Source organism: Photobacterium pectinilyticum (genome assembly GCF_024357955.1).
GTDB classification, from domain to species: Bacteria; Pseudomonadota; Gammaproteobacteria; order Enterobacterales; family Vibrionaceae; genus Photobacterium; species Photobacterium pectinilyticum.
In genome coordinates, this window is the sequence record NZ_JANEYT010000028.1 from 37,147 (window position 1) to 54,646 (window position 17,500).

Annotated in this window: 19 protein-coding genes and 1 tRNA gene; 10 read left to right on the top strand and 10 right to left on the bottom strand. The window is 47.7% G+C overall.

The features are described from left to right. Positions 1–495 (top strand): acetolactate synthase small subunit, encoded by a 495-nt coding sequence (gene ilvN / locus NHN17_RS13305; protein ID WP_255043053.1) that lies wholly within the window; start codon positions 1–3, stop codon positions 493–495. A gap of 147 nt (positions 496–642) precedes the next feature. Further along, positions 643–771: a hypothetical protein gene (locus tag NHN17_RS13310; RefSeq protein WP_255043054.1), complete on the top strand. Its 129-nt coding sequence runs from the start codon at positions 643–645 to the stop codon at positions 769–771. Between the two features lie 7 nt (positions 772–778). Here NHN17_RS13310 and NHN17_RS13315 read toward each other — a convergent pair whose 3' ends face one another. Together NHN17_RS13315 and pykF are read right to left on the bottom strand one after the other, a co-directional pair. After that, positions 779–1,447 (bottom strand): GntR family transcriptional regulator, encoded by a 669-nt coding sequence (locus tag NHN17_RS13315; protein ID WP_255043055.1) that lies wholly within the window; start codon positions 1,445–1,447, stop codon positions 779–781. 237 nt (positions 1,448–1,684) lie between these two features. Then, positions 1,685–3,097, bottom strand: coding sequence for a pyruvate kinase PykF (pykF, locus tag NHN17_RS13320; RefSeq protein WP_255043056.1), 1,413 nt, complete (start codon positions 3,095–3,097; stop codon positions 1,685–1,687). Positions 3,098–3,627: 530 nt separating this feature from the next. Here pykF and NHN17_RS13325 point away from each other — a divergent pair. The 3 genes from NHN17_RS13325 to NHN17_RS13335 all read left to right on the top strand — a co-directional run bounded on the left by NHN17_RS13325 (position 3,628) and on the right by NHN17_RS13335 (position 4,449). Then, complete coding sequence (locus NHN17_RS13325; protein ID WP_255043057.1) at positions 3,628–3,840, top strand: hypothetical protein; 213 nt, start codon at positions 3,628–3,630, stop codon at positions 3,838–3,840. A gap of 81 nt (positions 3,841–3,921) precedes the next feature. Next, positions 3,922–4,122, top strand: coding sequence for a tyrosine-type recombinase/integrase (locus NHN17_RS13330; protein ID WP_255043079.1), 201 nt, complete (start codon positions 3,922–3,924; stop codon positions 4,120–4,122). A 42-nt stretch (positions 4,123–4,164) separates the two neighbouring features. Next, a complete protein-coding gene (locus NHN17_RS13335) occupies positions 4,165–4,449 on the top strand; it encodes a hypothetical protein (protein ID WP_255043058.1) in 285 nt (94 codons plus the stop codon). Positions 4,450–4,704: 255 nt separating this feature from the next. On the opposite strand, the gene NHN17_RS13340 is transcribed toward NHN17_RS13335, so the two are convergent. Continuing rightward, a complete protein-coding gene (locus NHN17_RS13340) occupies positions 4,705–5,481 on the bottom strand; it encodes a PAS domain-containing protein (RefSeq protein WP_255043059.1) in 777 nt (258 codons plus the stop codon). A gap of 410 nt (positions 5,482–5,891) precedes the next feature. On the opposite strand from NHN17_RS13340, the gene NHN17_RS13345 reads away from it, so the two are divergent. Continuing rightward, the gene (locus tag NHN17_RS13345) at positions 5,892–7,031 is read left to right on the top strand and encodes a ParB/Srx family N-terminal domain-containing protein (RefSeq protein ID WP_255043060.1); all 1,140 of its coding nucleotides are present in this window, start codon (positions 5,892–5,894) and stop codon (positions 7,029–7,031) included. Between the two features lie 454 nt (positions 7,032–7,485). Here NHN17_RS13345 and NHN17_RS13350 read toward each other — a convergent pair. The 5 genes from NHN17_RS13350 to rpsU all read right to left on the bottom strand — a co-directional run bounded on the left by NHN17_RS13350 (position 7,486) and on the right by rpsU (position 12,306). Further along, a tRNA-Ile gene (locus tag NHN17_RS13350) sits at positions 7,486–7,561 on the bottom strand. Positions 7,562–7,756: 195 nt separating this feature from the next. Next, positions 7,757–9,598, bottom strand: coding sequence for an RNA polymerase sigma factor RpoD (rpoD, locus tag NHN17_RS13355; RefSeq protein WP_255043061.1), 1,842 nt, complete (start codon positions 9,596–9,598; stop codon positions 7,757–7,759). Between the two features lie 93 nt (positions 9,599–9,691). Then, positions 9,692–11,452 carry a DNA primase gene (gene dnaG, locus NHN17_RS13360; RefSeq protein ID WP_255043063.1) on the bottom strand — a complete coding sequence of 587 codons (1,761 nt, stop codon included), beginning with the start codon at positions 11,450–11,452 and terminating at the stop codon, positions 9,692–9,694. Positions 11,453–11,618: 166 nt separating this feature from the next. Next, positions 11,619–12,062, bottom strand: coding sequence for a GatB/YqeY domain-containing protein (locus NHN17_RS13365; RefSeq protein ID WP_255043064.1), 444 nt, complete (start codon positions 12,060–12,062; stop codon positions 11,619–11,621). 28 nt (positions 12,063–12,090) lie between these two features. Beyond that, entirely contained in the window at positions 12,091–12,306 is a 216-nt protein-coding gene (rpsU, locus tag NHN17_RS13370; RefSeq protein ID WP_005301411.1) for a 30S ribosomal protein S21, read from the bottom strand. 184 nt (positions 12,307–12,490) lie between these two features. On the opposite strand from rpsU, the gene tsaD reads away from it, so the two are divergent. Beyond that, complete coding sequence (tsaD, locus tag NHN17_RS13375) at positions 12,491–13,513, top strand: tRNA (adenosine(37)-N6)-threonylcarbamoyltransferase complex transferase subunit TsaD (protein ID WP_255043067.1); 1,023 nt, start codon at positions 12,491–12,493, stop codon at positions 13,511–13,513. A gap of 52 nt (positions 13,514–13,565) precedes the next feature. Here the strand turns inward: tsaD and plsY are convergent, their stop codons facing one another. After that, positions 13,566–14,189 (bottom strand): glycerol-3-phosphate 1-O-acyltransferase PlsY, encoded by a 624-nt coding sequence (plsY, locus tag NHN17_RS13380; RefSeq protein ID WP_255043068.1) that lies wholly within the window; start codon positions 14,187–14,189, stop codon positions 13,566–13,568. Between the two features lie 213 nt (positions 14,190–14,402). Between plsY and folB the strand changes: the two genes are divergently transcribed. Genes folB through NHN17_RS13395 form a run of 3 tightly spaced genes read left to right on the top strand, consistent with a single transcriptional unit; the run spans position 14,403 to position 16,053 of the window. After that, positions 14,403–14,756: a dihydroneopterin aldolase gene (folB, locus tag NHN17_RS13385; RefSeq protein WP_255043069.1), complete on the top strand. Its 354-nt coding sequence runs from the start codon at positions 14,403–14,405 to the stop codon at positions 14,754–14,756. Then, the gene (gene folK / locus NHN17_RS13390) at positions 14,753–15,241 is read left to right on the top strand and encodes a 2-amino-4-hydroxy-6-hydroxymethyldihydropteridine diphosphokinase (protein ID WP_255043070.1); all 489 of its coding nucleotides are present in this window, start codon (positions 14,753–14,755) and stop codon (positions 15,239–15,241) included. The genes folB and folK overlap by 4 nt, the downstream gene beginning before the upstream one ends. An 8-nt stretch (positions 15,242–15,249) precedes the next feature. Then, a complete protein-coding gene (locus tag NHN17_RS13395) occupies positions 15,250–16,053 on the top strand; it encodes an undecaprenyl-diphosphate phosphatase (protein ID WP_255043071.1) in 804 nt (267 codons plus the stop codon). Positions 16,054–16,136: 83 nt separating this feature from the next. On the opposite strand, the gene NHN17_RS13400 is transcribed toward NHN17_RS13395, so the two are convergent. Next, positions 16,137–17,375, bottom strand: a complete 1,239-nt coding sequence (locus NHN17_RS13400; protein ID WP_255043072.1) for a multifunctional CCA addition/repair protein — start codon at positions 17,373–17,375, stop codon at positions 16,137–16,139. Positions 17,376–17,500: the final 125 nt, after the last annotated feature.

Sequence of the window (17,500 nt, forward strand, 5' to 3'; positions counted from 1 at the left end):
ATGCGCAGGATTGTATCAGTACTTCTTGAAAATGAGCCGGGCGCATTGTCACGGGTTGTAGGGCTGTTTTCCCAGCGCGGCTATAACATTGAGTCTTTGACGGTTGCTCCGACCGATGATTCCACTTTATCTCGATTGAACATTACCACCAATGTTGAAGATGCGGCATTGGAGCAAATTGAGAAGCAGCTGCATAAGCTGATTGATATCCTCAAGGTCAGTAATGTAACCGAGAGTGAGCATCTTGAGCGTGAGCTGATGCTGGTCAAGGTTAAAGCAAGCGGTTTTGCCCGTGCGGAAGTTAAGCGAACTGCCGATATCTTCCGTGGCCAAATTGTCGATGTGACCAGCCAGATCTATACCGTCCAGCTGGCTGGTACCGGTGAGAAGCTTGATGCTTTTATTTCGGCAGTCGGAGAAGCGACCGAGATTATCGAGGTCGCCCGCAGTGGTGTGGTGGGTATTGCCAGAGGTGAGAGGGCGCTTAAGGCCTAGTCCCTGAACAACAGAATGTCTCAGGTATAAAACACCCGGTGCTTTCACCGGGTTTTGTTTTTGTGCCTCCCTGAAAGTCTAGCCTTATTAGACTAAAGTCTAATAAGGCTAGGTGCCAACTGGGTAGTATGGCACTAGGGGGAAGCGATGAATCATAAATTCTTGGCAAGGCTGACAGTACTTGGCCTGTTGTTGCTCGGTTTCAAGGTTAGCGCGCTGTACTTCTTGCTGGCGATATTGGTGCTCAATACTCACCACAAGGAAATCTTCTGGTAAGTGGCGGCTATACCAAATCACCTTTGATCATTTCTAGGGCGCGCTCTGAGTGCGTCGCCATAATTGCGAGCGCCTGCTCAGTGTTACGATCCAGTACCGCCTTCATCATGGCTTCATGCTCACCATTGTCGTGATAGCGCTCTTCATACTGGCGGTAGCGACTAACCCAGAGATGGCGGTAGCGTTCGATCTGCTCATAGACCTGGCGATATAACGCCAACATTGTCGGTGACTGGCTACCTGCCAGCAGCGCATGGTGGAAGTCGCTGTGTCGTTGCTCCCATTCGCAAAAGTCTGTGTCGGCTTGTGCCGGGTTCAATCTGCTCAGCTTGTGAAAGCTGGTGAGGATATTGATTTCCCAAGCCTCATCCCCGTGCTCGATGGCACGTTTTAGTAGGATCTTCGATAGCTCTTGATTGGTATTGAACAGATCTTCTAGCTCAGTTGCCGAGACGTTGGCAACCCAGCAGCCTTTTTGTGGGGCAAAATGCACGTATTTGCGCCAAGCCAGCTGGACAAGGGCTTCACGTATCGGGGAAGCACCGACGTTGTATCGCTGCTTCAGGTCGGCCACAACCAGTTTTTGGCCGGGGAGTAGTTCACCTGTCAATATATCCTGGCGGATCATTTCCATGACTTTATCGGCAAGGGTAGGGCTGGACACGTTCTTCCTCATTGTGTTAGTTCAGCGCAAAATGCACAGTGCTATTTGTATAGGGCTATGCCTTGGGAGAATACTATATGGTGAAGTATATCGAGGAAAAAAGTGGAGGGCGATTGCTAAGTTTCATAATTGTGAGAGGTCACCACAGATCACTCTGGTAATTGGTTATGAAACCCGCAGGGATGCCATATCGACGGCATAAAAAAACGGGAGCCGAGGCCCCCGTTTTAACAATCAGCGAAATGACACTTATAGTACGTGTACAGATGCTGTGTTAGTTGTGCCTGAAGCAACTAGAGCACCAGATACCATAACAACGATATCACCTTTAACGCCTAGGCCAGTTTTCAGTGCAATCTCTTTACCGTGAGCGTAGAACGCGTCAGTGTTGTCGATAGACTCAACAACAACTGGAGTAACACCTTTAGTAAGAACTAGCTGTGCAGCAGTCTTAGTGTTAGTTGTTACAGCGATGATGTTTGCCGTTGGGAAGTACTTACGTACTGAACGTGCAGATTTGCCAGCTTCAGTGGCAACAACGATCAATGGAGCAGCTAGTTTTTCAGCTGTGTCTACCGCACCTTTACATACTGCTTCAGTAATGCGTAGGCGTGGGCTGTCTAGGCGAGAACCTAGCTCAGCTTTAAGCGCGCCATCAGTGCGAGAACAGATTTGAGCCATGATAGAAACAGACTCAACAGGGTATTTACCCTTAGCTGTCTCACCAGATAGCATTACTGCGTCAGTGCCATCCATTACAGCATTCGCAACGTCACCCGCTTCTGCGCGAGTTGGACGTGGGTTGTTGATCATAGAATCAAGCATCTGAGTCGCAGTGATAACCATCTTACGAGCACGGTTACACTTCTCGATCATCATCTTCTGAGCGAAGATAACTTCTTCAGCTGGGATCTCAACACCTAGGTCACCACGAGCAACCATGATACCGTCAGATTGCTCAAGGATTTCGTCGAAGTTGTCAACGCCTTCCTGGTTTTCGATCTTAGAGATGATGTGGATGTTTTCGCCGCCGTTTGCCGTAAGGATCTCACGGATTTCCTTAACGTCAGACGCTTTACGGATGAAAGAAGCCGCAACGAAGTCAACGCCTTGCTCACAACCGAATACTAGGTCAGCTTTGTCTTTTTCAGATAGTGCAGGAAGGTTTACAGAAACGCCAGGTAGGTTAACACCTTTGTTTTCACCTAGGTCACCGTTGTTAAGTACTTTACACTTAACTTCAGTTTCGGTGGTTTCTAGTACTTCCATTTCGATCAGGCCGTCGTCAACAAGGATAGTGTTGCCTTTTGCCAGGTCTTTAGCGAAGCCAGGGTAAGTTACCGCCACGCGGTCTTGGTTACCGATTACAGAAGTGTCAGTTGTGAACGTGAACTCCTGACCAGCAACAAGAGAAAAATCTTGACCGCCTTCAAGCTTGATAGTACGAATTTCTGGACCTTTAGTGTCTAGAAGAATCGCAAGTTGCTTACCTGTGTTGGCCATTACTTCACGGAAGTTAGTGATGCGTACAGCATGCTCTTCGAAGTTACCGTGAGAGAAGTTAAGGCGCATTACGTTCATGCCAGCGTCAACTAGCTTAGTAAGCATTTCTACAGATTCTGTTTTAGGTCCAATCGTACATACGATCTTGGTCTTTTTCATTGAGAATGGTCTCCGGACGAACTTTTACCCATGGGAAATTTGAGTCACAGGTTATACCTGAAAAAACGTGCGATTGATGTTGAAATACGCCGAAAAAATGTGGCGAACGTCAAACAAATACAACGTCACTCCAGTTGTTGTCTGTGACAATACAAATTTTTCAAAATATTGTCTTACAAAAGCAGTTGGATTGCTTGTGTAAGGCATCTCTTGTGAACTAAAGCAGCCGTTAACACCTAGGGTTATTGGCAAACTATCATCAGTATAATGTAGCCGGATGACGCTTGTATGTCTGCCTGACATAAATTGGCAGGTCAAACAAGCGGCGTATGTTATCACAGTCAATCTGTTTAATCACCTTGTGATAGCGCGCAAATTTTTAACGCCCACTCAAAGAGAAGCCAAGATTATCTACACATTTCACAGATTTTTTTTGTTTTTTATCAATTGACGATTTATTTCGGAAGGGAAAATAAATCAAAAGTAGTTGGTCGGTTAAGGTTATAGCAAGGTTGGGCGAAATTAAGGCTATGACTAGCCGTACTGTTAACCATCTTTGTTCACGGTTTAATTTCTTGCTTGAAAAAGATCTCGACCAAATCACCGCATGGGGAATAGAAAAGTGGCGCAGCGAACAGCGCAAGCTTGGTAAAGCAACCGCGACGATTAACTACACCGTAAATACCTTAAAAGGGGCGCCATCCCGGGTTTGGGGGGAATCCAGGCTCCCTTTCTATATATGAGGGAGAATCGGACCAATCGCTGACTGATGTGAAAAAGCCACGGTCTTGGTACTGAAAGACGCTTTTATCGGTAATTTCAAGTTGCGCCATCACTTTGTCAGCAAGCTGGTTATGGCTGGCGTCTACCTCAACATGGTTCGCGAGTTGTTGGGTTATGCTGATTTTAATATGACTTTGCGCTATACGCATTTGACACCGAAGCATAAGGCGGCAGTGGTGGGGCAGATTATTCTGCTATACGGCCCTACAATGTCGTTTGACATGATTTTTATAAAATTTTAAAATGAAGATTACATAGTTAATTCCTACTGGTTGGTTTATGTTATGAATAAAAGAGCAACTATGTCTTTTTTTGGGGTTGCTTTCGGAACCTTGGTGCAGTTGATCCTAGCCCCTTTTTTAGCGGTTGTTCTGGGCCTAGGCGTTGGTATAGGTAATTCTGAAATGTGGGAGTTAGCGTATAATTTGGTGCCAGCTTCATGTTTAGCAAGTATTGCTATCGTCATATTCTACTTCTTTAATGGTGGCTCAAGTAAAGCTTACTGGTGGTATATTAGTCCAATAGTATTACTTGTATTTCTTGTGATTATCGCAGAATTAACAGGATAAAAATCAGCACTCACTGGAGAGTTAGAGTGATTTTTTACAGCGAAGTTATACAGTTGAGTGGCTGCAATGCGACTTTGTCACAAAGCTTATGCAAGGTTTTCTACTTCGCTCATAAAAAAGGGGGGGCACTCGATATGAATCAACCAATATTGATGTAAAGTTGAACAGGTTGTTTTTTCATCTAAAATAGGCGTATCTTTTCCTGAGTTATACCTCAACCTATAATGGTTTTATTTAACCTATCTTATAATTGGGCTAAATGGTATTATCAAACAGAAATGGAGATACTGATATTGTTTGAATTCTTGAGTTCATTATTCCTGCGGGTGATAAGTTGGTAATATTATTGCTTATCAAGTATTCTCGGAAGCTTCTCCTGTTAAATATCCCTCCACAATAAACTGTTTGTGCCTTGTCTATTAAGCGTGAAATGTTGTTTTCAACTGTTTTTTTTGATCTGTTTAAAACCCCACTAATGAATTCATTTGAAAACCCACATAGAATAAAATAAGAATATGTTTCTTGAAGAGGTGTGAAAGTATCATTCAATTTGTTTGAGTTTATTACGGTTGTTGCATTTTTTAAAGCTGCTGATTTTTTATTAAATGTGTCGTTTAGGCTTGCTGAGAAAGTATGTATTAATCCCGATTCATACAAGTTAACATCTATACCTATAACATCGCCTCTTTCATTTATAAGAGGCATTTTTGAAACGTAAAAAGCTGTGCAAGATGAATGTGTTTTTATGATATGCAAGGAAAATAACTGCACCCTATTATAAACTACACTATTATTTTGCTCATTAATTATGTCAGAGTGCTCTGTGAGGTTATGTTCTAATCTTAGAAGAGATTTCCCGATGATTTCTTTACCTTCAAGGCCAAAAACATTCTTGAAAGCTTTGTTCACAGAAACAAAATTACCATCTTTATCATAGACAGCACTAGGGTTTGAGCAATGTTTATATCTTAAACCTATGGTGTATAGATATTGTTGATTAGTTATATTCATATATTTTACTAGTGACAACATTGTGCGCCTGTTTGGCTTGGTTTACATTATAAATAAGTATTGTTTGATAACCAATAGTTCATTACTCAGAAGTATGACTATTAACTTTATCGATCGTTGTTTTTAAAACTTACTTAACGCCAATTCAGTGAGTTGTTCACTGAACTACAAGTATCATAATCTCTATCTCAGCTAATTGATGATTTGCTTGATATTGTAGAACGACAAGAGTCCGCTTTATGTGAGTGGCTTGAAGATCATAACCTCGGAGTTTTGTGAATAAGTGTTTTGGGGGGATAAACTCAAAATACGGTATGAACTTCCATAATGGCTGTAATGACGGTCTACTTACAATAATTCTGTAAGATAAGCTTAACAAAAATAAACTACCATCTGTGAGCAATTTATACCTTTAGTAACATGGAATTAAGATGAAAAAAGCAGTGGTAGCATTGGTTGTTGCGGGTCTTTTGGCTGGATGTAATAGCAGTAGTAATAATAATGATATTAGCCTTGGCGAAAAAGGAAAGGAAGAGCACCTTAGCTTTGCGCCTGGTGAAGTGCACTGGGTTACTGTTGGTGATCTTATGCCAACACAAAAAACGTTAGGTCAATTCCAAAATGACTATAAGCTAGGTCGCTGGCAGTTTGAGGAAGAGAAGCTTTTCGAAGAGTTTTGTGAGACCTACGGTCTTCGTGATTCGGTTGAGTTTTTTGATGAAAACAGTGATTTCAATGATCCTGACAGCTTCGAATGTAAAGAGCCTCGAGAGTCTGATGGTGAAATATCAGAAGACCAAAATGGCGTTGAGCGCATTATGACTTGGGTTAACCCTGTTATTGTCGGACCCGATGGTGCTTTGTATCTAACCGATGGGCACCATACGTTCAGTCGCTTTTATGGTATGGATGATGGTGGTAGCGACACAAGAGTGTTGGTGCGAGTAGAAGAAAACTTTGCATATGATGCAGATAACAATCGTACTGATATGCAAGCATTTTGGAACAAGATGCAAGAAACCAAAAACGTATATCTGTTCGAAAACGGTCATCCGATCGATCCTAAAGACTTGCCAAAAGATCTAGGGCAAGTTAGTGAAGATAACCCAGATGGTCTAATCAATGATGATTATCGCGCTCTTGTCTATCACACCCGTGATATCGGTTGGCATAAAGGTAGCGCAGAGTCGATCCCATTCCTTGAGTATTATTGGGCTGAAGAGCTGCGTCACGTGATTGAAGTTGCGGGTGCAGATACCATTGAAGAATATGTACAAGTCGTTCTGGATGCATCACGCTTCATGGTCGGTCTTCCAAGCTATTACGTGTTAGGTGATAGTGATAAAACTGCAGCTGAGCTAGGTCAACAACCAGCACTGGAGTTCAATGATACACAAAGCATCATCGAAGAGTTCATTTGTGAATGGGATGAAAAAAATGCTGAAGATGGAAAGCTAAAGCTGGGTAAACTTGGTTGGGCGTTTTATCAAAATGGCACTGATATCGAGGACTTCCCATCTCCTTGTAACAACGTAAGTGACTACAAAGAACGTTACGATTTGTCTCGCTAATACTCAATTAAGGTATTGGGCAATTGATGTTTGTCCAATGCCTTTTTTCTGTAAGCTGCTTGAAGTCTTGAGTTTGTTGATATCTCGGCGATGAGATGTGTCTTTAAACTTTTCCTGTAGTTGCCAGTCCCGCAGAAAGGCAAAGGAGCCGGGATCAGCAGAGTGCAGCAACATAAGGGGCAATCTGCTTTAGACCGCCCAGAGAGGCGATCACGCTATACCACCAAGGAAGGTGAAAAAGTTTGGGGCCCGCTTTGCCATGCAAGGTATCCATGTGTGTTTTATTGCTTATTAAATCACAACATTTTATGGGGCAATTAGGTCTGGCAGAAAGTGCGAGTGAAAATGTGTCTTGAAAGAGTGCGAAGGAAGAGCGTCTGAACAAATATGCTACACAGCGTTCAGAAATGCAAAAGGCCTGAGTGGTTATTAACCGCTCAGGCCTTTCTGTATTTGGTGGCCCCTCCCAGACTTGAACTGGGGACCAAGCGATTATGAGTCGCCTGCTCTAACCACTGAGCTAAGGGGCCGATTGGGTGAAATTATATGGGAAGGTTGTGGCCTTGTCTAGCGAATAAAGTGTTTATTTTGCTTGCTTTTTAGGCAGTTAACTGTGTTTTCTTGATATTGTCGGCAGCTGGAGCCAAGTCATTGATGGCTGAAACTAAGGGGATAAAAAAACGGGCCCGATGGCCCGTTTTTATCAATCGTGTCAGGATGTGTGGTTATTCATCCAGGAAGCTGCGCAGAACATCTGAGCGGCTTGGGTGGCGTAGCTTACGCAATGCCTTGGCTTCGATCTGACGGATACGCTCACGGGTAACGTCGAACTGCTTGCCCACTTCCTCAAGGGTGTGGTCAGTGTTCATATCGATACCAAAACGCATACGCAGTACCTTGGCTTCACGTGGTGTTAGGCCAGCCAACACATCGTTGGTTGCCATACGCAGGTTAGTTGCCGTTGCTGCATCCATCGGTAACTGAAGCGTGGTATCTTCAATGAAATCACCTAGGTGCGAATCTTCATCATCACCGATAGGGGTTTCCATCGAGATTGGCTCTTTGGCAATCTTCAGGACTTTACGGATCTTGTCTTCCGGCATCTGCATACGCTCAGCCAGTTCTTCCGGCAATGGTTCACGGCCCATTTCCTGTAGCATCTGGCGAGAGATACGGTTCAGTTTGTTGATAGTCTCAATCATGTGAACCGGGATACGGATAGTACGTGCCTGGTCAGCAATCGAACGGGTGATAGCCTGACGGATCCACCATGTCGCGTAAGTCGAGAACTTGTAACCACGGCGGTATTCGAACTTGTCGACCGCTTTCATCAGGCCGATGTTACCTTCCTGGATAAGATCCAAGAATTGAAGGCCACGGTTGGTGTACTTCTTGGCAATCGAAATAACTAGACGCAGGTTAGCCTCAACCATTTCTTTCTTCGCACGGCGAGCTTTTGCTTCACCGATTGACATGCGGCGGCTGATGTCTTTGATACGCTCAATGGACAAGCCTGTATCTTGTTCAAGAATACGCAGTTTGGTCGTCGCACGACGAAGATCTTCTTCGTAGTTCTTCAGGCGTTCAGCGTAAGGCTTGCCAGAGTTAAGCGCTTCGTCAATCCACTCAGAAGAAGATTCGTTGCCGGCAAAAAAGCTGACAAAGGTTTTCTTTGGCATCTTGCTGTTGTCGACACACATGCGCATGATCAGGCGCTCGTTGGTGCGTACCTTATCCATCGACTCACGCAGTGAGCTGATCAGCTTATCAAACTGCTTAGGGATCAGGCGGAATTGTTTGAAGATATCAGAAAGAACCTCGACGGCTACGGCTGTTTTTGGATCTTGACGGCCGTGGGTATCAATCGCCAGCGCCATATTGTCATAAGCGATTCGCAGCTCGTTGAACTTTTCACGCGCAAGTTCTGGATCAATACCAGTATCTTCTTCTTCGTCATCCTCGTCTTCGTCTTCTTCCAGATCTTTGTCTTCATCTTCAAGATCTGCGTCACTTAACTCAGAGCCGATGTGCGTGGCAGTTGGGGCTGCGGTTGCTTCTTCATTCGGGTCAACAAAACCAGAAATGATATCTGTTAGGCGGAGCTCCTCGGCTTCTACCTTGTCAAACTGCTCAAGTAGGTATGCGATGGCGCTAGGGTATTCGGCAACAGAACACTGAACCTGGTTAATACCATCTTCAATGCGCTTCGCGATATCAATCTCGCCTTCGCGGGTAAGGAGTTCGACTGTACCCATTTCACGCATGTACATACGTACTGGGTCAGTAGTGCGGCCAATTTCGCTTTCTACACTTGATAGGGCCTGGGCCGCGGCTTCAATCGCGTCTTCGTCCGCATTGTCTTCTGTCATCATCAGATCATCGGCATCAGGGGCTGTTTCAACCACCTTAATACCCATGTCATTAATCATCTGAATGATGTCTTCCACCTGATCAGAATCAACGATGTCTTCTGGTAGGTGATCATTTACTTCGGCGTAGGTCAGATAGCCTTGTTCCTTGCCTTTAGCAACAAGTAACTTTAGCTGTGACTGCGGATTTTGCTCCATAGACGATATCCAACTTAGGGTCTGATTGAGAATAGTAGTATGCAGATATGCAAACCGATAATTATAACAAATTTCTTAATTGATGACTACTTACTAGCCGGGACGGTTGAGTATCAGCAACTGCAATTCCCGCTTCTCTTCGACTGATAAGCCGACGGTTCTCGATTTAGCCTGCAACTTTTCGATTTGTTGTTTAACGCACTGGTCAATGACTTTGTCCATTGCGTCAAGAAAAACATCTAGAGTGTTGTCCTCTTCCTTGACAAGAGGTAGCTGCCAGGCCGCCAGACGAGCCAGCATCCCTTCGCTTTTGCTTCCGCGCCAACTCTCTAGAAGTTGTCCAGTTCTAACATTGGGGTTCGCCCGACACTTTTCAACTATTGTTAATAATAAATTTAGTCCAGCGACATCAATTCCTTCAAATGCTGCCATATCAAATTCTAGGCTATTGACAAATTCTGGGTTCTGGATGAGCAACGCGATCACTTCCCGCATCGGGGTGCGCTTAATTTCAGGCTGGCCAACTTTCTTTGGTGCGTCGGCCCCCTGTTTAGAGATTAGCTGCTGCAGCTGGCTTTCGTCGGGTAATCCCAGTTTTCTGCCTAGCATCTCACGTAAATAGAGCCGCAGGGTACCGCCCGGTACTTTGTCGATCAGCGGAACAGCCAACGTACTGAGCTTGGCCTTGCCTTCGTTACTGCTGGTATCGACTTGCTGCAGCAGGGTCGAGAACAGGAAGTCCGACAGGTTCATCGACTGGTTGACTTGCTGCTCGAACCCTTCTTGGCCGTATTGGCGGATATAGGTATCGGGATCTTCGCCATCGGGCAAGAACATAAACTTGAGCTGGCGGCCGTCGTTGAGGTAGGGCAGGGCTTGCTCCATAGCACGCCACGCGGCATCACGGCCGGCTCGGTCGCCATCGTAGCAACACACTACGGTACCTGTCTGGCGGAACATCATCTGGATATGATCGCCGGTGGTCGAGGTACCCAGTGAGGCAACGGCATAGTCAACGCCGAACTGGGCCAGGGCAACAACATCCATATAGCCTTCGACTACCAGCAGCTTTTCCGGTTCGCGGTGGGCTTGCAGGACTTCGTATAGGCCATAGAGCTCGCGGCCCTTGTGGAAAATCGGGGTTTCCGGTGAGTTGAGGTATTTCGGTGTACCGTCTCCCAGTACCCGCCCACCAAAGCCGATCACTCGGCCACGGCGATCGTGGATTGGGAACATGACCCGGCCTCGGAATCGGTCATAGCGGCGGCCGTTGTCGTTTTCGATCAGCATGCCGGCACTGACTAGCGCCTGCTGGGCTTCCATATCGCGACCAAAACGGTTACGGACTTGATCCCACTGATCCGGTACAAAGCCGATACCAAACTTTTTGACGACTTCACCGGATAGCCCGCGCTCTTTGAGGTAGTCGATTGCTAGCAGACCTTCCTGGGTACGCAGTTGGCTTTGGTAGAACTGGGAGATCTGCCCCATTATGTCGTACAAGCCAAGTTTTTCTTTGCTACGGACGCCAGATTGGCCGCCACCACTGCCTTGTTCGCGCGGCACTTCAAGACCCAGTTGTGAGGCAAGCTCATCTATCGCCTCGACAAACTCCAGACGATCGAACTCCATGACAAAGTCGAGGACATTGCCGTGGGCACCGCAACCAAAACAGTGGTAGAACTGCTTTTCTTGGCTGACAGAGAATGAGGGGGTCTTTTCGTTGTGGAACGGGCAGCAGGCACCAAAGTTCTTGCCCTGTTTTTTTAGCTTAACTCTGGCATCCACAATATCCACGATGTCATGTCGCGATATGAGATCATCGATAAATGTACGTGGGATTTTTCCTGCCATAGCGTGGTGTTACCTGCTGCGTGTGGGGTGCCAAATCAAAGTGTTATCGCTGATGATAGCACTTTGATTTGGCTGCGTTGAAATATAATTGACGGGGTGCTGAATACGAACAAGCCGCGCAGTCCGGAACCGGATAGCACGGCTTGTTGCAGAAATAGGGTAGGGATTAACCTAGCTTGGCTTTCACCAACTGGCTAACTTTACCCATATCGGCACGACCCTGAACTTGTGGCTTCAACACGCCCATCAGTTTGCCCATGTCTTGCATGCTGGCAGCACCGGTTGTAGCAATTGCCTCATCCAACAGAGCGGCGACTTCGTCGTCGGTCAGTGGCTGTGGCATGAACTCTTCCAGTACTGTGATTTCAGCAAGCTCAACATCAGCAAGATCTTGGCGATTGGCTGCTTCGTATTGAGCAACAGAATCACGGCGCTGTTTTACCATTTTGGTCAATACTGCCAGCACGTCGTCATCGGTAAGAGTGATCTTCTCGTCAACTTCACGCTGTTTAATGGCAGCCATTACCAAGCGAATCGTACCAAGACGTGGTTTGTCTTTGGCTTTCATCGCTGTTTTTTGTTCGTCTTTTAGACGTTCAATCAGAGTCATAACACGTTCCTTCTGTTAATCAGACAGATTAGTACAGACGAACGCGACGCGCGTTTTCGCGAGCCAATTTCTTCAGGTGACGCTTAACTGCCGCTGCTTTCGCACGCTTACGTACAGTAGTAGGCTTTTCGAAGTGCTCACGACGACGTACTTCAGAAAGGATACCTGCTTTTTCGCAAGAGCGCTTGAAACGACGTAGTGCTACGTCAAACGGTTCGTTTTCACGTACTTTGATTACTGGCATGTAATACTCACCTCAGAGTGATTCGGTTAATGCTGATGTTCATTAAAGTATCAGCTGATTAAAAATGGTGCGAAATTCTAATCTGATCTGGGGGCATTTGTAAAGCATTCTGCAACCCTGAACTGGTTAATTTCTGTCAAGGGCGGTAGTATGGCCCTCAATTACCATAAGTATAGAGGTTGTTATGCGTATACTGGGCATCGAAACCTCCTGTGACGAAACAGGTGTGGCTATTTTCGATGATGAAAAAGGCCTATTGGCACACGAGCTTTACAGCCAGGTAAAACTGCACGCCGACTACGGTGGTGTTGTTCCTGAGCTGGCTTCCCGTGACCATGTCAAGAAGACGATTCCGCTCATCAAGGAAGCGCTTAACAATGCTGGCTTGACGCCAGCAGATTTGGACGGTGTGGCTTACACCGCTGGCCCTGGCCTAGTCGGCGCATTGCTTGTCGGGGCAACGATTGGCCGCAGTTTGGCATATGCTTGGGACTTACCCGCTGTTGCTGTACACCATATGGAAGGCCACCTGCTGGCCCCTATGCTGGAAGATAACCCGCCCCAGTTCCCGTTTGTGGCACTGCTGGTGTCGGGTGGCCATACCATGATGGTCGAAGTCAAAGGCATTGGCGAGTACCAAATTTTGGGTGAGTCGATCGATGATGCCGCCGGCGAAGCGTTTGATAAAACCGCCAAGCTGATGGGGCTGGACTACCCTGGCGGCCCTTTGTTGTCGCGGTTGGCAGATAAAGGCACGGCTGGTCGCTTCAAGTTCCCGCGTCCGATGACCGACCGTCCGGGGCTGGACTTTAGTTTTTCTGGCCTGAAGACATTTGCAGCAAATACCATTCGCGCCAATGACGATGATGATCAGACCCGTGCTGATATTGCCTACGCATTCCAGGAAGCCGTAGTTGATACCTTGGCGATTAAATGTAAGCGAGCCCTCAAGCAGACGGGATTCAAGCGCTTGGTGATTGCCGGTGGTGTGAGTGCCAACAAGCACTTGCGTGAGCAGCTGGAAGCCATGATGACGAAGATGGGGGGTGAGGTTTTCTACCCGCGTACCGAATTCTGTACAGATAACGGGGCGATGATCGCCTTTGCCGGTATGCAGCGCCTGAAAAACCAAGAGACGATGGACTTGGGGGTGAAAGCTTTCCCACGTTGGCCTATTGACCAGCTTAAGCCGATTCAAGGCGAATAAGCGGCTTACAAGATAAATCGACGAGAGAAGCAACTCTGCGGCAAGCTGTGACTCAGTCTTGTGGCGGGGTTGTTTTGTTTTTGCGCTGGAATTTATTCCAAATCTTGCTTTCCTCACCTTCCAGCAGGCGACGGACGTTGTCGTGGTGACGTAAGACGATAAGGCATGACAGCATGGCCACTGGCATGGTGTATTCGGGTTTGATCCACCAGGTAAAGAGCGGTGCGGCAAGGGCCGTGACCATGGAACCCAGCGAAGAATAACCGGTCATCAACACGGTCAGCACCCACGTACTGATCAGCAAGCCGCTTAAATCCCAGCCGATGGGAGCCAGTGAGCCTAGAGCGGTGGCCACCCCTTTCCCCCCCCTAAAATGAAAGAAGATCGGATAGATATGACCGAGACACGCGGCGATCCCGATGATCCCCAGCATGAATGGATTGACCCCGATAAAGTAGCTGATCCATACCGGCAGCATCCCCTTGAGGATATCGCACACCAGCACGCTAGCGGCTGCTCCGCGTCCGCCAAGACGCAAGACATTGGTCGCCCCGGGATTACCAGAGCCGTTTTCACGCGGATCAGGTAGGCCATACAGGCGGCAGATCAATACGGCACTGGATATAGAGCCCAGTAGATAAGCGCCGATAATGATCATGAGTACAAGTGGTGTCATGCAAGGTCCTGTAGCTAGTGGCCTCAAGTCGCCGATTTATCGATCGTCAGCCATGCTGCATGGGCCGGCATATGGTATAGTGCTCAGCCAATGCCGATAGGCAACACGATGATCATATAAATCAAGATCATAGTATATTGACGATTACGACCTGATAATACGCGTTTTTGCTCAAATTAGGTATCCGACCTCTAACAAAATTAGCGATTGAACATGGATTCAGTATTTATCGAACATCTAGAAGTCATCGCCACCATTGGTGTGTATGACTGGGAACAGGAAATTAAGCAGAAATTGGTGCTTGATTTGGAAATGGCACACGACAATCGTCCTGCCGCACAAAGTGATGATGTCGCCTATGCCCTTGACTATGCGGCGGTAAGCGATGCCGTGACAGGGCATATTCAAAATGGCCGTTTTTTGCTGGTTGAGCGGGTGGCGGAGGAAATCGCTAACCTGATCATGACCCAGTTCTCTGTGCCATGGATCAAGGTACGTGTCACCAAGCCCGGAGCGGTGGCTAATGCCCGCGGTGTGGGGGTTGTGATTGAGCGAGGAAGCAAGTGACCACGGTTTATATCAGCCTTGGCTCAAACATTGATCGCGAACGCTATCTCCAGGCCGGTTTGGCTGGCCTGAGCCTGCTTGGCTCGGGGATGAAGGTGTCGACCATTTATGAAGCTGAGCCGGTGGGGTTTAGTGGGCCGAATTTTTTTAATTGTGTCGCTGTCATCGAAACGTCTTTGTCATTGGATATACTCCTGCACGCGCTGAAGCAGCTAGAGTTGCAACACGGCCGCTCACCCAATGCGGTCAAAAACCAAAGTCGTACCTTGGATTTGGACATCCTCCTATACGGGGACACCGTACAGGACGCTTACCCGGTTCTCCCACGTAGCGATATTTATAAGTTTGCCTTCGTGCTGCAGCCCTTGATGGAGCTGTGCCCACATCAGGTGATCCCTGGTGATGGCCGTACGGTCACCGAGCTTTGGCACGCTTCTCATTTTGAACAGGCCCTTTGGCCTGTTGAGCATCATTTTGTTGTTTAGGGATAGTTATGAGTTATTTTGAAGCCTTTGTGCTGGCCCTTATTCAGGGTTTGACTGAGTTTTTGCCGATTTCGAGCTCTGCTCACTTGATCTTGCCTTCAGCCATTTTAGGTTGGGATGATCAGGGGTTGGCGTTTGATGTCGCTGTTCATGTCGGTACCTTAGCCGCGGTGATCTGGTACTTCCGTAAGGAAGTGATTTCTCTGCTGTCGGCCTGGATTGAATCTATTTTCAAAAAGCAACATAGCGCCGAGTCCAAGCTAGCATGGATGATTGTGTTAGCCACGATCCCTGCCTGTATCTTTGGCCTGTTCATGAAAGATATCATCGAGATCTATTTGCGCTCGGCGTGGGTGATCGCCTGTACGACCATCATCTTTGGCTTGCTGTTGTGGTGGGTGGATGTGCGTGCCTCGCAAAAAGACGATGAATACCAGGCTGACTGGAAGCGCTCGCTGTTTATCGGTTTGGCGCAGGCAGCAGCGATGATCCCTGGGACGTCTCGCTCTGGTGCGACTATGACGGCGGCGCTTTACCTGGGCTTCACCCGTGAAGCGGCAGCGCGTTTCTCGTTCCTGATGTCGATCCCTATTATTCTGCTGGCCGGCGGTTACCTCAGTATGAAGTTGGTGGTGAGTGGTGCGCCGATTCAGGTTGATGCCTTGATGATTGGTATTGCGGTTTCTTTTGTCAGTGCATACGCGTGTATCCATGCTTTCCTTAAGCTAGTCACTCGTTTGGGAATGTTTCCGTTTGTGGTGTACCGCCTGTTGCTTGGTGCTGGTCTGATTGCGTTTCTGGTCACTCAGTAATTTTGAGACAAGCAATTGATACAGAAAGCCCGGCCATTTGTCTGCCGGGCTTTTTGTTTCTTTATTTTGTCGCTTGCTGGGGTCTAATTCATCTGCTGGCGTAATGTGGCCAGCACCGCTGTCACCGCATCCGCGCGTCTCAAGGCGAGTTGCTCTTTGATCTCCTTCCCTTTGAAGCCGGCCTCGACGATGGGCTTTACATCGACAGATTGGGCTGCGGCAAAAGCGCCCTCGAAGATATTGGCCTGTGGGTAGGGATCATTTTCAAAACCGGTTCGTCCACGGACATCTGCGCGGCAGCAGGTCGCCAGTTGGGCCACCCGCTCAGGCTTACGCCAGGCATCGATTTGATCAAAGATGTTGATGAAGGTGGCTGGGCGTAGTTCGGCCGCAAAATGTAACTTGGTATGCTGGGCACAGACCATCAATGCGATGTCACGGTACTCATTGGGTACCCGTAGACGTTGGCATAGCTTACGTATCGCACCGAGTCCGGTTTGGCAGTGCATTCTGTGGCTTGGTAGATCTTCTTTCGGGGTCAGGGCTTTTCCTAGATCATGGACCTGGGCGGCAAAGCGAATCACCTTGGAAGTGCTGAGGCCTGCAGCTTGCTCGGCGACCAGCAGGGTATGGATACCGCAGTCGATTTCCGGGTGCCATTTTTCTGGCTGGGGAACACCGAACAAGGCATTGATTTCAGGCATGATCACCGCAAGAGCACCGCATTGGCGCAGGATCTTGAGGAAAACCTCAGGGTTGTCCGACTGCAGTGACTTTTCCCACTCGATCCAAACTCGTTCTGGGGTTAGAGCGGACAGTTCGCCGGTGACAACCATGTCTTGCATCAGCGCCATGGTTTCGGGGGCGACGTTAAAGCCTAGGTGAGCAAAGCGGGCGGCAAAGCGAGCAACACGCAGAACCCTTAATGGATCTTCGGCAAAGGCGGGCGAGACATGGCGAAGCTGGCGTAATGCGAGATCTTGCTGGCCTTGATAGGGGTCAATCAGAGAACCGTCTTGCGCTTGGGCAATGGCATTAATGGTCAAATCACGGCGCATTAAGTCCTGCTCCAGAGTGACATCCGGTGCTGAATAGCAGGTAAAGCCGGTGTAGCCTTGGCCGGACTTACGCTCGGTGCGGGCGAGGGCGTACTCTTGCTTGGTTTTCGGGTGCAGGAAGACCGGGAAGTCGCTGCCAACTTGGCTGTAACCTCGCTCCAGCATCTGCTCAGGGGTGGTACCCACAACAACCCAGTCTTTGTCTTTCACTGGCAGTTCAAGCAGGGCGTCACGAACAGCCCCGCCAACTAAATACGTTTGCACTGTTTTATCCTTTTTCGCTCTGACTGCAGACTGTTATCCATTGAGTATACCAAACCTTAAAGGCTCTCACGAATGGCTTGCGGCTGGCCGAGGTTTAAAGGCTAAACGCTTGTCAGGCTTGAGCT

Coding starts and splice junctions, on each gene's coding strand:
- ilvN (WP_255043053.1), top strand. CDS start 1: ATGCGCAGGATTGTATCAGTACTTCTTGAAAATGAGCCGGGCGCATTG.
- NHN17_RS13310 (WP_255043054.1), top strand. CDS start 643: ATGAATCATAAATTCTTGGCAAGGCTGACAGTACTTGGCCTGTTGTTG.
- NHN17_RS13315 (WP_255043055.1), bottom strand. CDS start 1,447: ATGAGGAAGAACGTGTCCAGCCCTACCCTTGCCGATAAAGTCATGGAA.
- pykF (WP_255043056.1), bottom strand. CDS start 3,097: ATGAAAAAGACCAAGATCGTATGTACGATTGGACCTAAAACAGAATCT.
- NHN17_RS13325 (WP_255043057.1), top strand. CDS start 3,628: ATGACTAGCCGTACTGTTAACCATCTTTGTTCACGGTTTAATTTCTTG.
- NHN17_RS13335 (WP_255043058.1), top strand. CDS start 4,165: ATGAATAAAAGAGCAACTATGTCTTTTTTTGGGGTTGCTTTCGGAACC.
- NHN17_RS13340 (WP_255043059.1), bottom strand. CDS start 5,481: ATGTTGTCACTAGTAAAATATATGAATATAACTAATCAACAATATCTA.
- NHN17_RS13345 (WP_255043060.1), top strand. CDS start 5,892: ATGAAAAAAGCAGTGGTAGCATTGGTTGTTGCGGGTCTTTTGGCTGGA.
- rpoD (WP_255043061.1), bottom strand. CDS start 9,598: ATGGAGCAAAATCCGCAGTCACAGCTAAAGTTACTTGTTGCTAAAGGC.
- dnaG (WP_255043063.1), bottom strand. CDS start 11,452: ATGGCAGGAAAAATCCCACGTACATTTATCGATGATCTCATATCGCGA.
- NHN17_RS13365 (WP_255043064.1), bottom strand. CDS start 12,062: ATGACTCTGATTGAACGTCTAAAAGACGAACAAAAAACAGCGATGAAA.
- rpsU (WP_005301411.1), bottom strand. CDS start 12,306: ATGCCAGTAATCAAAGTACGTGAAAACGAACCGTTTGACGTAGCACTA.
- tsaD (WP_255043067.1), top strand. CDS start 12,491: ATGCGTATACTGGGCATCGAAACCTCCTGTGACGAAACAGGTGTGGCT.
- plsY (WP_255043068.1), bottom strand. CDS start 14,189: ATGACACCACTTGTACTCATGATCATTATCGGCGCTTATCTACTGGGC.
- folB (WP_255043069.1), top strand. CDS start 14,403: ATGGATTCAGTATTTATCGAACATCTAGAAGTCATCGCCACCATTGGT.
- NHN17_RS13395 (WP_255043071.1), top strand. CDS start 15,250: ATGAGTTATTTTGAAGCCTTTGTGCTGGCCCTTATTCAGGGTTTGACT.